Annotated in this window: 13 protein-coding genes; 10 read left to right on the top strand and 3 right to left on the bottom strand. The window is 58.7% G+C overall.

The genetic code is table 11. The features are described from left to right. The first annotated feature begins 7 nt into the window (after positions 1-7). From ACJ8J5_RS08005 to ACJ8J5_RS08030, 6 genes are all read left to right on the top strand, one after another. A complete protein-coding gene (locus ACJ8J5_RS08005) occupies positions 8-1,177 on the top strand; it encodes an ABC transporter permease subunit (RefSeq protein ID WP_442520476.1) in 1,170 nt (389 codons plus the stop codon). A gap of 15 nt (positions 1,178-1,192) precedes the next feature. Continuing rightward, a complete protein-coding gene (locus tag ACJ8J5_RS08010) occupies positions 1,193-1,984 on the top strand; it encodes an ABC transporter ATP-binding protein (RefSeq protein WP_414104712.1) in 792 nt (263 codons plus the stop codon). A 32-nt stretch (positions 1,985-2,016) separates the two neighbouring features. Continuing rightward, the gene (locus ACJ8J5_RS08015) at positions 2,017-3,099 is read left to right on the top strand and encodes a porin (RefSeq protein ID WP_414104711.1); all 1,083 of its coding nucleotides are present in this window, start codon (positions 2,017-2,019) and stop codon (positions 3,097-3,099) included. A 586-nt stretch (positions 3,100-3,685) separates the two neighbouring features. After that, the gene (locus tag ACJ8J5_RS08020) at positions 3,686-4,465 is read left to right on the top strand and encodes an ABC transporter ATP-binding protein (RefSeq protein ID WP_414104710.1); all 780 of its coding nucleotides are present in this window, start codon (positions 3,686-3,688) and stop codon (positions 4,463-4,465) included. A gap of 111 nt (positions 4,466-4,576) precedes the next feature. Next, on the top strand, positions 4,577-5,269 hold the full coding sequence (locus tag ACJ8J5_RS08025) for an MgtC/SapB family protein (RefSeq protein WP_019453282.1): 693 nt from the start codon (positions 4,577-4,579) through the stop codon (positions 5,267-5,269). A gap of 27 nt (positions 5,270-5,296) precedes the next feature. Next, positions 5,297-6,181 (top strand): LysR family transcriptional regulator, encoded by an 885-nt coding sequence (locus tag ACJ8J5_RS08030; protein ID WP_197781083.1) that lies wholly within the window; start codon positions 5,297-5,299, stop codon positions 6,179-6,181. A 4-nt stretch (positions 6,182-6,185) separates the two neighbouring features. Here ACJ8J5_RS08030 and sfnG read toward each other — a convergent pair whose 3' ends face one another. Further along, positions 6,186-7,280, bottom strand: a complete 1,095-nt coding sequence (sfnG, locus tag ACJ8J5_RS08035; protein ID WP_025305137.1) for a dimethylsulfone monooxygenase SfnG — start codon at positions 7,278-7,280, stop codon at positions 6,186-6,188. 436 nt (positions 7,281-7,716) lie between these two features. Here sfnG and ACJ8J5_RS08040 point away from each other — a divergent pair, with 436 nt between their 5' ends. From ACJ8J5_RS08040 to ACJ8J5_RS08055, 4 genes are all read left to right on the top strand, one after another. Continuing rightward, the gene (locus ACJ8J5_RS08040) at positions 7,717-9,897 is read left to right on the top strand and encodes a carbon starvation CstA family protein (protein ID WP_043136262.1); all 2,181 of its coding nucleotides are present in this window, start codon (positions 7,717-7,719) and stop codon (positions 9,895-9,897) included. 217 nt (positions 9,898-10,114) lie between these two features. Then, positions 10,115-10,318, top strand: coding sequence for a YbdD/YjiX family protein (locus ACJ8J5_RS08045; protein ID WP_004953088.1), 204 nt, complete (start codon positions 10,115-10,117; stop codon positions 10,316-10,318). A gap of 21 nt (positions 10,319-10,339) precedes the next feature. Further along, positions 10,340-11,302 (top strand): GTPase, encoded by a 963-nt coding sequence (yjiA, locus tag ACJ8J5_RS08050; protein ID WP_414104709.1) that lies wholly within the window; start codon positions 10,340-10,342, stop codon positions 11,300-11,302. Positions 11,303-11,358: 56 nt separating this feature from the next. Then, a complete protein-coding gene (locus tag ACJ8J5_RS08055; RefSeq protein WP_414104708.1) occupies positions 11,359-11,781 on the top strand; it encodes a hypothetical protein in 423 nt (140 codons plus the stop codon). Between the two features lie 150 nt (positions 11,782-11,931). Here ACJ8J5_RS08055 and ACJ8J5_RS08060 read toward each other — a convergent pair whose 3' ends face one another. Beyond that, positions 11,932-12,732, bottom strand: a complete 801-nt coding sequence (locus tag ACJ8J5_RS08060; RefSeq protein WP_414104707.1) for an HNH endonuclease — start codon at positions 12,730-12,732, stop codon at positions 11,932-11,934. A gap of 230 nt (positions 12,733-12,962) precedes the next feature. After that, positions 12,963-13,883: a WYL domain-containing protein gene (locus tag ACJ8J5_RS08065; RefSeq protein ID WP_043136272.1), complete on the bottom strand. Its 921-nt coding sequence runs from the start codon at positions 13,881-13,883 to the stop codon at positions 12,963-12,965. Between the last annotated feature and the right edge of the window lie 141 nt (positions 13,884-14,024).

A 14,024-nucleotide genomic window follows, 5' to 3' on the forward strand; every position in this document is an offset into this window, starting at 1 on the left:
CTATTCGGTGCCGGGCCTGCTGTGGAACGCCATGGTGTCGCAATCCGCCGCCTGGTTCGCCCTGGTGGCCTCCGAAGCCATTCCGGTCGGCGATCGCTCGGTCGAACTGCCCGGCGTCGGCTCCTATATCGCCGAAGCGCTGGCGCAGCAGAACGTGCCGGCGATCCTGTATGCGATCGTCGCGCTGGCCGCCAACATCGTGCTGCTCGATCAGCTGGTTTTCCGCCCGCTGGTGCGTTACACCGCCCGCTTCAAATACGAAGACGTCACCGCCAATCGCCCGCTCGGCAATCCGTGGTTTTACAACAGCCTGGCCTTCTCGCACGTCGGCGCGGCGCTCGGCCGCACGCTGCGCGCGCTGGCTGACCTGTGGCTGTTCAAGCTGCCGCGGCTGTGGTACGCCCTCGGCCTGCACCGCCTGTTCAGGCTCGCCGCCAAGGGGAACTGGCTGTGGCGCAGCCTGTGGTATCTCGGCGTGGTGCTGGCCTGCGTCTGGTTCGGTTACCGGCTGTGGGAATACTTCCCCAAACAGTACTTCGCCATGCTGCCGGAGTGGATGCTGCTTACCACCGCGCGCGTGGCTGCGGCCATGCTGCTCAGCGTGGCGATCTTCACGCCGCTGGGGGTGTGGATCGGCCTGAATCCACGGCTGGTGAAGATCTTCCAGCCGATCATCCAGATCCTGGCGGCCATTCCGCCCAACATTTTCTACCCGCTGATCGCCGCCTTTATCGCCATTTATCATCAGGATCTCGGCTGGTGGGCCATTCCGATGATCATGCTGGGCACCCAGTGGTACGTATTGTTCAACGTGATCGCCGGCGTTTCCGCCATTCCAACGCAGATCACCGAGGTCAGCGAAACCTTCGGCCTGCGCCGTTTGAGCTGGTGGCGCTACTACATGCTGCCGGCAATTTTCCCCTACATCGTGACGGGCATCATCTCCGCCGCCGGCGGCGCCTGGAACAGCGCCATCGCCGCCGAAGTGATCCAGTGGGGCAGCACCACCCTCAGCGCCACCGGGCTGGGCGCGTTCATTTCCGTCGTCACCGACGCCGGCAAGAACCCGGAGTCAGCGCTGGGCTGCGCCGCCATGTGTGCGCTGGTGGCGCTGTGCATCATCTTCGTCTGGCAACCGCTGTATCGCATCGCGGAAACCAAATTCAAATATGACTGATCAAGGGGGAACAACATGCTGACTCAAGAGGTAATTATCAGCGCCCGCCGGCTGAACAAGACGTTTATCGGCGAAAATAAACGCCCCAAACCCGTGCTGCGCGACGTATCGCTGACCGTACACGCCGGTGAGTTCGTCACCATTCTGGGGCAATCCGGTTCGGGTAAGTCCACGCTGCTGCGCATGCTGGCCGGGCTGATCCCGCCGGACAGCGGCACGCTCACCCTGGCGGGCAAACCGATCAATGGCCCGAGCGCGAACGCCGGCATGGTGTTTCAATCCTACGCGCTCTACCCCTGGCTGACGGTGTACGACAACATCGCCTTCGGGCTGCTGGCGCAACGGCTGCCGCCGCAGACGATCGCCGAGCGGCTGGGGGCGCTGCTGCGCCTGGTGGGCCTGACCGGCTATGAGCACGCCTGGCCGCGCGAGCTCTCGGGCGGCATGCGCCAGCGCGTGGGCTTCGCCCGGGCGTTGGCGGTAGAGCCCGATGTCTTGCTGCTGGACGAGCCCTTCTCCGCCCTCGATATCTTTACCGCGCAAAAACTGCGCAGCGATCTGCTGGCGCTGTGGGGAGACAACCGGCTGCGCACGCGCGCCATGGTGATGGTGACGCACGACGTCGAAGAGGCGGTGCTGATGTCCGATCGGGTGCTGATCCTGGACGCGACCAGCAAACGGATCGATGACGAATTCAGCATCAATATTCCCCGCGCGGCGCGCAACCGGGACAGCCTGCGGCACCTCACCGATCGGATCCGCAGCTGCCTGTACAAAAAAATCGCGCAAGCGCAATCGGTCGGTTAACGGCCCTATTTTCATCCACTTGGGGAACTGAAATGAAACATAAAAGCTTACTGATGGCGCTGGTCATCCTGATGCCGGCGGCCGCCGCCGGGGCAGAAATCGTCAACAAAGACGGCAATAAACTGGATCTGTACGGCCAACTGAACGGGGTGCATTACTTCAGCAGCGATGCCGACAATAACGGCGATCGCTCCTACACCCGTTTCGGTTTCAAAGGCGAGACGCAGATCGCCGACGGGCTGACAGGGTATGGTCAATGGGAATATCAGGCGGGGCTCGATCAGGCGGAAAGCGCCGGGCCGGGCGACAGCTATACCCGGCTGGGCTTCGCCGGGCTGACGTTCGGCCGCTGGGGCAGCCTGGACTACGGCCGCAACTACGGCCTGCTGTATGACGTGGCCGGCTGGACGGACGTGCTGCCTGAATTCGGCAACGACAGCTACGAAGCGGCCGACAACTTTATGACCGGCCGCGCCAACGGCCTGCTGACCTACCACAACCGCAGCCTGGGCGGCCTGGTCGACGGCCTGGATCTCGGCCTGCAATATCAGGGGAAGAATCGGGGGGACGACGCTCTGCGGGCGAAGGATATTCAGACGCAAAACGGCGATGGCTACGCCTTTTCCACCACCTACGACACCGGCGTGGGGCTCAACGTGGGCGGCGCCTACGCCAACTCTGCGCGCACGCTGGCACAACAGCGCTTCGGCCTGGCTGACGGCGATCGCGCCCGGGCCTGGACGCTGGGGCTGAAATACGACCAGGACAACCTCTACCTGGCGGCAAGCTACGCGCGCACCGAAAACATGACCTACGTCGACGGCGATCGCTACGCCGGCTTCGCCCCTCGCGCAGACGCCGTCGAGGCGGTCGCGCAGTATCACTTCGATTCCGGCGTCACGCCCTCGCTGGCCTACCTGCAAACGCGCGGCCGCAACCTGCCCGGCATTGGCGACGCCGATCTGGTCAAATACCTGGATCTGGCGCTGAATTACAGCTTCAACGCCAACATGTCGACCTACGTGGAGTACAAACTCAACCTGCTGCAACGGCAGAACGCCGTCGGTGCCGGCGCCGACGACATCGTCGAAACCGGCATCATGTATCAGTTCTGATCCTCATCCCGGCCGGAGGGCGCTCTCCGGCCGGTTTATTCTGTGACTTTCCGCCCGCCCCTTATTCTCTCGTTTAATTCAGGTTTATATTTCCATAAAATGACGCCTATATTCATTATCGCGCTTTCTGTTTACGCCCCGTTTAATGAATAAAGAAAATCTTTCCCGCATTCATATTAAATTACATTTTGCCGCCATAATTCGGTGCAACCACATTGAACAATAGGCTATGGCACGCGTATTATGGCCACACGAAAAATAACGGGAGAATGATATGGACGGCGACAGTTGGTTGTTTATTTTATTGTTGGAATCGCTGAGGTCACAGGAGCAATAGTCATCCCATTGCATCCTGAAAGTGTCAGGATATGAGTCAGTTACAGCATCCCTTCGCTTTACCCTTCAGCCTCTGGCCTGCGCGCACGCCGCACCGGCACGCCCGATGGGCTACCCCCTCCAGCATAAGCGTATTAACAGTCCGATAACGGTCAGGCTTATTTGCACCCGCATTTATTTCACGCCTGCCCGGCGATAAATATCGGCCCTTTTTTCCATGCTCATATTTTAAATTGGGTGGAGACGGATCATGATGGTAAAAAAAACCACGCTGCTGACGGTCAATAACGTCAGCAAAAGCGTTCAGCCTACCGGTAAAGAAAAACGTCTGGTGCTGAATGAAATCAATTTGCGCCTTTACGACAACGAGGTCGTCAGCATTTTGGGGCAGTCCGGCTCGGGTAAATCCACCCTGCTGCGCATGCTTTCCGGCCTGATCGCGCCGGATCTGGGCACCGTGATGCTGGGGGATAAAAAAGTTTCGGGGCCGAATCCGCAGATCAATATGGTGTTCCAGACCTTCGCCATTTTCCCGTGGCTGAACGTCTACCAAAATATCGCCTTTGGGCTGCAGGCGCAGGATCTGCCGCCGCAGGTGGTTGAAGCCCAGACGCTGAAAATGCTCGATCTGGTCGGGCTCACGCCCTACCGCGACGCCTACCCGCGCGAGCTTTCCGGCGGCATGCGCCAGCGGGTCGGCTTTGCGCGCGCGCTGGCGGTAGAACCGATGCTGCTGTTGCTGGATGAGCCGTTTTCCGCGCTGGACGTCTATACCGGCGAACACCTGCGCAGCGATCTGCTGCGCATCTGGAGCTCGCGCCAGATCAAAACCCGCTCCATCGTGCTGGTGACCCACAGCGTAGAGGAAGCGGTGATGATGTCTGATCGCGTCCTCCTGCTGGGCGCCGGCACCCTCGACGGCTGCTATCACATCGCGCAGCGCCGCGAGACGCGCACCCGCGAGGGGATGCAGCCGCTGACGGACAAAATCAGCGAGACGCTCAGCCGGCAGATCGCCGCCGCGCACTGAGCGCCGCCCTGGCCTGGCGGGACGGATCCCGCCAACTTAACTACCTGTTTATCAAGAGTCACCCCACCACGGGTGGCTCATGATAAGCGGATAATACATCGAGTTATTATCATGCATTTCATTCATACACTGCTGACGCTGCTGACCGCGTCCGTCCTGGGCGCCGCCATCGGCTACGAAAGACAATTCCGCCAGCGCACCGCCGGGCTGCGCACCAATACGCTGGTGGCCACCAGCGCGGCGATCTTCGTCCACCTGGCCATGACCATCGACGGCAGCGGCGGCGCGGTGCGCGTCATCTCCTACGTGGTCTCCGGCGTCGGCTTTCTCGGCGCCGGGGCCATCATGAAAGAAGGGATGAACATCCGCGGCCTGAACACCGCCGCCACGCTCTGGGGCTCCGCGGCGGTCGGCGCCTGCGCCGGCTGCGGCCTGTACGGCGATGCGCTAGCCGCCACGCTGTTCGTGCTCGCCGCCAACACCCTGCTGCGCCCGCTGGTCAATATGGTCAACAAACAGCCCTTCAATGACGTTAACGGCGAATCCACCTACCAGATTTGCGTCATTGCCTTCGAGCATGAACAGCGTGAAGCGCTGGCCAAATTCAAACAGGTGCTGCAAGGAGAAAACTGCTTTATCTCACATCTGGATATCGAACCCTTTGGCGACGACGACGTGGAGATCACCGCCACGCTGATGCCGGCCTCCGTCACCACGCCGGTGCTCGACCAGACCATCAATAAACTGCTGAACGACAGCATGATGAAACAGGCCTATTACAGCCGCATCGCCGGCTCCGGCTAATGCCGTTCACTTCCAGGGAGATCCACCATGAAAACCATGCCAAAACTGGCTCATCTGACGATGTTCAAAGACATCGTTCACTGCGGAAGTTTGCACGATGCCGCGAAAAAACTGGCCGTCTCGCAACCGACGCTAAGCCGGGTGCTCAAAGAGCTGGAAATGTCCATCGGCGCGCGGCTGCTGGAGCGCAGCAACCGCGGCGTGCGCCTGACGGCGGTCGGCGAGCTGTTTTACCGGCGGATAGACGCCGCCACCAATCAGTTGCTCAGCGCGTTTGACGAGCTGCGCGGCATGAGCGCCGGCGGCGAGAAGCGCCTGCGGGTGGGGATGAGCGTCGATCCGCTGCTGTGCTACCTGCCCCAGGTGCTCGAAGGCTTCAACCGCCGCTACCCGCATACCCGGGTGACGGTGGTGGAAGACGGCCCGGAAGGCCTGCTCGCCCGGCTGAGAAACTGTGAGCTGGATTTGGCGGTCAGCAGCCTGAACGGCGCGGCGGGCGGCGCCGATCTGGCCATGCAGGCGCTGAAGAGCGAGCGCTTCTCGCTCTATCAAGGAGGCGACCTGACCGGCGCCGGGCAGCCGCCGGCCGAAGCCAAATGGGTGGTGCCGCGCTCCTGCTCGGTGGGGCACTCCGCCATCCGCGAGATCGCCGAGCGCTACACGCCGCACGGCCAGATCGTCGAGACCGACTCCTTTCTGGCGACCTGGTGCCTGGTCAGGCAGCAGGGCTATATCGCGCTGCTGAGCGATCGGGTGGTCGCGCACTACGCCCCGCAGCTGCACCTGCAGAAAATCCCGACGCACGAGATCGACATCAGCGCGCGCTTTTACGTCTTTACCCGCCATGAGCCGGCCACGCCGCCGCTCAGCGCCGCCTTTATCCACCTGCTGCAAACTCTGCAAACGGGTTGAACGCTCAGGCCGCTGCCCGCTGGCGCTCCAGTTCGCGCACCAGCGGGATCACTTCGCGTCCGAAGTACTCCACCTCTTCCTGGAAGTGCAGAAATGCCAGCAACAGCAGATCCACCCCGGCGTCTTTCAACGCGATGATGCGCTCGGCGATCTGCTGCGGCGTGCCGATCAGGTTGGTTTTAAACCCGTCGTTATACTGCACCAAATCTTCGAAGGTGGACTTGGCCCAGTTGCCCTCGCCCTCGGGCGAGGCCGCCCCGGCGTTTTTCACCTCGTGCCCGAAGCCCTGCACCGCCTCCGGGTTGGCGTGATCGATGATCTCCTGCAGCACCGCCTGCGCCGCCTGTTCGCTCTCGCGGGCGATGACGAAACCGTTCACCCCCACCTTCACCCGATGGTGATTGGCCTGCGCCTTGCTCTGGATGTCCTCCACCTGCCGGCGAATGCCCTCCACGCTGTTGCCATTGGTGAAATACCAGTCCGAGACCCGCGCCGCCATGTCGCGCGCCGCGCGTGAGCTGCCGCCCTGGAAAATTTCCGGCAACGGCGCCAGCGGCTTCGGCTTCAGCGAGTAGTCGCGGAAACGGTAGAAATCGCCGGCGAAGGTGAAGCTGGGCTCAGTCCAGATGCCGCGCAGGCAGCGGATAAACTCTTCCGAACGCAGGTAGCGCTCCTCATGATCCAGCCACGGCTCGCCGATGGCCTTGAACTCGCCGCGGAACCAGCCGCTGACAATGTTCACCGCAATGCGCGCGTTGGAAAGATGGCTGATGGTGGCGATCTGTTTGGCCGCCAGCGTGGGGTTCCACGGCCCCGGCAGCAGCGCGGCGATCACTTTCAGTTTCTCGGTAGCGTCCAACAGGGCCTGTGAGAACGACACCGATTCGTGCTGGTTTTCCGCGCCGTAACCGGCGGTGAAGCGGATCTGGGTAAGCGCGTAGTCGAAACCGGCGCGCTCGGCGATCTGCGCCAGCTTGCGGTTATAACCGATGTCCCAACCGGTGCGCTGCGGGATATTGCTGATCACCAGGCCGCCGGAAACGTTCGGCACCCAGTAGGCGAACTGAATCGGCTGCTGCGAGTGGTTTGCTGCTGACATGCTTCTCTCCCTCTGACCGTCGGCGCCGTTATGCGGCGCGCATATAACCATTATTGACTTACAAATATTGAAAACATTGTTTTGGTTATAAAACCGATAGCAGGATGTGTGCCAACCGCCGCATTAAGGCATCTGGCTGAAAAACCGGGCGTTTAAAGCCAGCGAGTTCGGGCGGGTGCTGCATTGGCAACAGCGGCTGACGGGCGGCTGTTGGTTATGCAACAAACCGCTTACCCCGCCAATCCAACCGTTCACCCGGCGGATCTGACCGCTGACCGAAATACGCCTGTCTTCCCCCCTTACCCCCGGCGATGATGAGCTGTTCCTAAACCCGCCTTACCTCGGGAAAGACGCTACGGCTCACCGCGCCACTCTGACATCTCTTACAAGCGGATGAGTTCATTCATATTTTGCAGACTGGAATTAAGGATACCTCATGAAACGAGAGGGGATTTTAAAGCACATTCCGTGGATGCTGCTGGGGATACTCGGCGCAGCCTGCCTCGGCGTGGTGGCGCTGCGCCGCGGCGAACACATCAGCGCGCTGTGGATCGTCGTCGCTTCGGTGGCGGTGTATCTGGTGGCCTACCGCTACTACAGCCTGTACATCGCCACTAAGGTGATGAAGCTGGACGCCGGCCGCGCCACCCCGGCGGTGGTCAACAACGACGGCCTGAACTATGTGCCGACCAACAAGAACGTGCTGTTCGGCCACCACTTCGCCGCCATCGCCGGCGCCGGGCCGCTGGTGGGGCCGGTGCTGGCCGCGCAGGTCGGCTACCTGCCCGGCACGCTGTGGCTGCTGGGCGGCGTGGTGCTGGCGGGGGCGGTGCAGGACTTTATGGTGCTGTTCATCTCCTCGCGCCGCAACGGTGCCTCGCTCGGTGAGATCATCAAAAAAGAGATGGGGCCGATACCGGGCACCATCGCGCTGTTCGGCTGCTTCCTGATCATGATCATCATCCTGGCGGTGCTGGCGCTGATCGTGGTGAAAGCGCTGGCGGAAAGCCCGTGGGGCGTGTTCACCGTCTGCTCCACCGTGCCGATCGCGCTGTTTATGGGCATCTACATGCGCTACCTGCGCCCCGGCCGCGTGGGTGAAGTGTCAATCATCGGCATCGTGCTGCTGGTGGCCGCCATCTGGTTTGGCGGCGTGGTGGCGCACGACCCGTACTGGGGCCCGGCGTTGACCTTTAAAGACACCACCATCACCTTCACGCTGATCGGCTACGCGTTCGTCTCCGCTCTGCTGCCGGTGTGGCTGATCCTGGCGCCACGCGACTACCTGGCCACCTTCCTGAAAATCGGCGTGATCGTCGGGCTGGCGATCGGCATCGTGATCCTCAACCCTGAGCTGAAAATGCCGGCGGTGACCCAGTTCGTCGACGGCACCGGCCCGGTGTGGAAAGGCACGCTGTTCCCGTTCTTGTTCATCACCATCGCCTGCGGCGCGGTCTCCGGCTTCCACGCGCTGATCGCCTCCGGCACCACGCCGAAACTGCTGGCCAATGAGACCGACGCGCGCTTTATCGGCTACGGCGCGATGCTGATGGAATCCTTCGTCGCCATCATGGCGCTGGTGGCGGCTTCCATCATCGAGCCGGGCCTGTACTTCGCCATGAATACCCCGCCGGCGGCGCTGGGCATCACCATGCCGGATCTGCACCGCCTGGGCACCGAAGACGCACCGATGATCATGGCTTCGCTGAAGGACGTGACCGTGCACGCGGCGGCGGCGGTCAGCTCCTGGGGCTTCGTCATCAGCCCGGAACAGATCCTGCAGACCGCCACCGACATCGGCGAACCTTCGGTGCTGAACCGCGCCGGCGGCGCGCCAACGCTGGCGGTGGGCATCGCCCACGTGTTCCACCAGATCATTCCGGGCGCCAACATGGGCTTCTGGTATCACTTCGGCATTCTGTTCGAGGCGCTGTTCATCCTGACCGCGCTGGACGCCGGCACCCGCTCCGGCCGCTTTATGCTGCAGGATCTGCTCGGCAACTTCGTGCCGTTCCTGAAGAAAACCGACTCGCTGGTGGCCGGCATCGTCGGCACCGCCGGCTGCGTCGGGCTGTGGGGCTACCTGCTGTATCAGGGCGTGGTGGATCCGCTCGGCGGCGTGAAGAGCCTGTGGCCGCTGTTCGGCATCTCCAACCAGATGCTGGCCGCCGTGGCACTGGTGCTGGGCACCGTGGTGCTGATTAAGATGAAGCGCACCCAATACATCTGGGTGACCGTGCTGCCGGCGGTGTGGCTGCTGATCTGCACCACCTACGCGCTGGGGCTGAAGCTGTTCAGCGACAACCCGCAGTTGGAAGGCTTCTTCTTCCTGGCCGGCGAGTACAAACGCAAAATAGCCGAGGGCGGCGCCGAGCTGAGCGCCCAGCAGATCGCCAACATGAACCACATCGTGATAAACAACTACACCAACGCCGGGCTGAGCATTCTGTTCCTGCTGGTGGTGTACAGCATCATCTTCTACGGGGTGAAAACCGCGATGGCGGCGCACAAGAACCCGAAACGCACCGATCAGGAAACGCCTTACGTGCCGGTGCCGCAGGCCGCGCCCGCCGACGGCGTAACTGAGGGGGAGGTCAAAGTTTCGACCCAGCATTGATGTGATTTAACGGATACCCTGCATAATAACGTTAAGTAGTACCCAAAGCCGCACGGCCTGTGCATCGCAAGATGCCAGGCGTGCGGCGCGATGCAATCGAGATACCCGGGGTGACCCGGAGGTGGGGCATCCCTGCGGGAACCCCATCCCCCGGCTTCCCCTAATATCAGGCTAAAGCAAACGCTGTAGTGATGCAGGGTAGAGTTGGAGAAGGCTTATGTTCGGAAATCTCGGCCAGGCGGGGAAGTATCTCGGGCAGGCGGCACGCATGTTGGTGGGCGTGCCTGACTACGATACCTACGTCCAGCACATGAAAGACAACCACCCGGACAAGCCGGTGATGACCTATAAAGAATTTTTCCGCGAGCGCCAGCAAGCGCGCTACGGCGGCGACGGCAAAGGCGGCATGCGCTGCTGTTAACCCGCAGTCACAAGGACCCGTATGAAACCCATTGCAGTCACCATCCTGACCGGCTTTTTGGGCGCCGGCAAAACCACCCTGCTGCGTCACATCCTGAACGCCGAACACGGCTATAAAATCGCGGTCATCGAAAACGAGTTCGGCGAAGTGCCGATCGACGACGCGCTGATCGGCGATCGCGCCAGCCGCATCACCACCCTGAGCAACGGTTGCATCTGCTGCAGCAAGTCCAACGAACTGGCGGACGCGCTGCTGGATCTGCTGGACGGCGTCGACAGCGGCCAGCTGGCGTTCGATCGGCTGATCATCGAATGCACCGGCATGGCCGATCCCGGCCCGATTACCCAGACCTTTTTCTCGCACGAGATCCTGTGCGAGCGCTTCCTGCTGGACGGCATCATCACCCTGGTGGACGCGGCGCACGCCGACCAACAGCTGAGCCAGTTCAGCATCGCCCAGGCGCAGGTGGGCTACGCCGACCGCCTCCTGCTGACCAAAACCGACGTGGCGCCGGACTGCGAGGCGCTGATCCAGCGGCTGCAGCGGATGAACGCCCGCGCGCCGGTGTACAAGGTGACGCACGGCGACATCGATCTGAGCGTGCTGTTCGACATCGAAGGCTTCACGCTGAACGACAAACTCAACCTGACACCGCCCGCCCCGCTGTTCCGCCGCATCCCGCAGCCGCAGAGCGACATCCGCTCGATCGTAGTGACGCTGGAGCGCCCGCTGCCGCTGATGCAAATCTCCGACGTGATGGAAGGCCTGCTGCTGGAATACGCCGACAACCTGCTGCGTTACAAAGGCATTTTGTCTATCGAAGGCGAGCCGCGCCGCCTGCTGTTCCAGGGCGTGCAGCGGCTGTACAACGCCGACTGGGATCGGGAATGGCTGCCTGAGGAAGAGCGCAAGAGTACGCTGGTGTTTATCGGCGTGGACCTGCCGGAGGAGGAGATTCGGGGAAGGATTGGGGGGTTGGGGTAAGATAAACCATTCCCCAGGCCAACACGGCCCATATCCAGCAAACTCAAGGATGAACGATGGCAAACAACGTGATGATAGTAGGATTAAAGGCGCTTAACCTGTGCGCGAGCGCCTATATCGTCATCAAACTGAGCACGGTGTTAGCCATCGGCATCATGTTTCTTATTGTCTCTTACGCCGGCGTAGAGGACGTTGGGCTGTCCAATCTCCTCGCCGGGGCGCTCATCATTCTGCCGCTGTTGGTCGTCGTCGGTGGCCCCCTTATCGTCTGCGCCGTCGCCGCCTATCTCAACCTAAAGGCGCCCTATCGTAAAAAAGCGCTGTTCTTTAGCCTGCTGTTGGGCAGCCTCTCTGCGGTTGGCCTGCTGCTGCCCTACACGCGCGAGTTCGTGCTATCCACGGCAGCCGCCAGCGCCCTGGCATTGGGCAGCGCGCTGGGGATTTTTGCTTTATCGAGGAGGTGTGTTCAAGCGTTGTAGTGTCTGAGATGGTCGAGAAGGCGCTATTTAAGAATGGCTGGTTCAATTTCCAAGTAAAACCTCATCATATAACTCACGCAAATAGGGTATTTCTTGCAGTGAAGAAGACTGCATAACTACCGTCTTCTTTTTTGAACTGAAAGATTAGCGCTATACTTTCTGCCGCTCAATCATTTCTCTAAGCTCATCAATAGAAAGCGTTTTATCTTTTTTACGATGAATGATGCTATGGCAGTTAGCGCAAACGGGCACCAGATCGGTTTGAGGATCTACTGTTTTCTTTCCGCCAAATTCCGAGACCGGCACCACGTGGTGGATATGGATAAACCCTTCAGCATAGTCCCCGTAAAAGGCCTCAAAGTTGAAACCACAAGCACAGCAAGTTGAACCGTGTAACTTCAGGGCTGCACGTCTTAACTTGGGATTACGCTCATATTTGGTGGTGAAATAACCAATCTTTGCCCCTTCTTGAGGAGTGTCCGCAGATTCTAGACTTTGGTTGTAATCCTCTTCTTCAATCACAGACTCAATCACCGGGCCAAGTACCGCCTGTGTCACAATTGCCTGATAAATGTCCTTAGTGATTGGCCGCACGCCATCACGCCAATAGTTCGATTGGCGACTTGCCGGGATCACCTCGAAATAACCTGTGGCGGTCTTTGCCAACAGCGGTTTAGTGAAAGGCTGAAAATCCTCGACTATCGCGTATAATTCCCCATTCTGCGCATTTGGATCGGAATAAACATAGGCAATAGTAGCTACCGCAAAGTAATGCGGTTCATCCGTCATTCGTTCATCTCGGTAGAGCTTATCTCTCAACTTACCTTTGTAGTAAACCACTCGAGTACCAGGAGTAAGCATAGCGGTGTAACGCTTAGGGAAGTGATACTCCTCACCGGGCTTATCATCCCACTTTGACTCATCCATTTCTGCGATTACGGTAAACGGCATACGGATATCCACATAAAAAGTAAACCATGTGAATATATCCAAATCCATTGATTTATTAAATATTTTAAGAGATGAAATATTTTTCAGATTAAATATTAGAGAAACCGATAAAGATAACAACCAACATTATTAGCCGTGAAATAGTAATAGGCAGTTACAATGCGGTTGATTATTCAGCAAAAACTCTGAGGGTATTCAAAATATCAACCGCATTGGGTCTTAAAGGAAATCTATTCCTCCATGGAAAAATCTCTGCCAGTAAGTTTGAAATAGCACCCCTGCAAGACCAAATCATGGCGATTTTTTAGTACCAACGGATGTAACAACGGATTTTCCCTATGTTCCCCGGTGAAATTTACCTGCAAACGCTCCAAAGCATAATGAAGCAAAGGCATCCGCTGAGTAATCAACAAATGCCCATCTCTCATCGCATAATCACTGGCAATAATCGCGCGTTGAGCAGCATTCAGCTCTGGATTCGGTACGACAATGGCTGTCACAAAAGTGTTCCATTCACTATCTTTATCCCGCCCTCTGTCCGAGGCATCAAGCAACTCAGGAATACCGCGAAAACGGCTCATGACGAAGTCCAAATAATTCCCTTTTTTCTCACAATAAGCTCGAACATGCCAACGAATCCCATCATAAACCAATGTGTGCGGAACAATGTTGCGGCCACTTTGCTCCCCAGAGTTGAGGGAAACATAATCAACATCCACTCTCAATTGATAACGCGCTGCCTGCACCAATCCGCGTACCATTATTGGGTTAACATGACGAGTTGGGACGCTCAAGATTTCGATATGACCATATCGAAGATCCATTAATGGCAGAGTAGCTCCCTTATCAAAGCATTCATTCGTCTGCTGTTTTTCCTGATGCAGCAGCATCAGGTATTCATCAACTTTCCCTTCACTGAACTTTGGTACAAATTGCGCGGTCGGCCTGAATCCCTTTAGCTTAGAATCATACTCTACGCCGTTCAGCGCATAATTATTTATATACCAATTGATATCTCGTGATGCCTGTTGGCGGCCTATATTAAAAGCAGTACAAAGGTGGTTAGTCGTCAACCGCCCCTCCCATTGCAACACGATCTCAAGCAAGCGAAAACGTAGAGTCTGATCCCAAGTTAGCCCAACCATAGCCATATATGCTCCGAAATGCGACATGTTCAACTAACCAGTATCGGAATATCTTTCAACATCTAATATACTGGTTCTATTCACAACATTCAGGTTAGAAAAAACAATGTGTTATATAACTTCAACAAAGAAATCTCACTTTACCTT

Source organism: Serratia sp. CY43202 (genome assembly GCF_052168755.1).
In the GTDB taxonomy this organism is placed as follows: Bacteria; Pseudomonadota; Gammaproteobacteria; order Enterobacterales; family Enterobacteriaceae; genus Serratia; species Serratia bockelmannii.

Bases quoted from the DNA above. Each gene is read 5' to 3' on its own strand.
- ACJ8J5_RS08010 (WP_414104712.1), top strand. From the start codon at position 1,193: ATGCTGACTCAAGAGGTAATTATCAGCGCCCGCCGGCTGAACAAGACG.
- ACJ8J5_RS08015 (WP_414104711.1), top strand. From the start codon at position 2,017: ATGAAACATAAAAGCTTACTGATGGCGCTGGTCATCCTGATGCCGGCG.
- ACJ8J5_RS08020 (WP_414104710.1), top strand. From the start codon at position 3,686: ATGATGGTAAAAAAAACCACGCTGCTGACGGTCAATAACGTCAGCAAA.
- ACJ8J5_RS08025 (WP_019453282.1), top strand. From the start codon at position 4,577: ATGCATTTCATTCATACACTGCTGACGCTGCTGACCGCGTCCGTCCTG.
- ACJ8J5_RS08030 (WP_197781083.1), top strand. From the start codon at position 5,297: ATGAAAACCATGCCAAAACTGGCTCATCTGACGATGTTCAAAGACATC.
- sfnG (WP_025305137.1), bottom strand. From the start codon at position 7,280: ATGTCAGCAGCAAACCACTCGCAGCAGCCGATTCAGTTCGCCTACTGG.
- ACJ8J5_RS08040 (WP_043136262.1), top strand. From the start codon at position 7,717: ATGAAACGAGAGGGGATTTTAAAGCACATTCCGTGGATGCTGCTGGGG.
- ACJ8J5_RS08045 (WP_004953088.1), top strand. From the start codon at position 10,115: ATGTTCGGAAATCTCGGCCAGGCGGGGAAGTATCTCGGGCAGGCGGCA.
- yjiA (WP_414104709.1), top strand. From the start codon at position 10,340: ATGAAACCCATTGCAGTCACCATCCTGACCGGCTTTTTGGGCGCCGGC.
- ACJ8J5_RS08055 (WP_414104708.1), top strand. From the start codon at position 11,359: ATGGCAAACAACGTGATGATAGTAGGATTAAAGGCGCTTAACCTGTGC.
- ACJ8J5_RS08060 (WP_414104707.1), bottom strand. From the start codon at position 12,732: ATGCCGTTTACCGTAATCGCAGAAATGGATGAGTCAAAGTGGGATGAT.
- ACJ8J5_RS08065 (WP_043136272.1), bottom strand. From the start codon at position 13,883: ATGGCTATGGTTGGGCTAACTTGGGATCAGACTCTACGTTTTCGCTTG.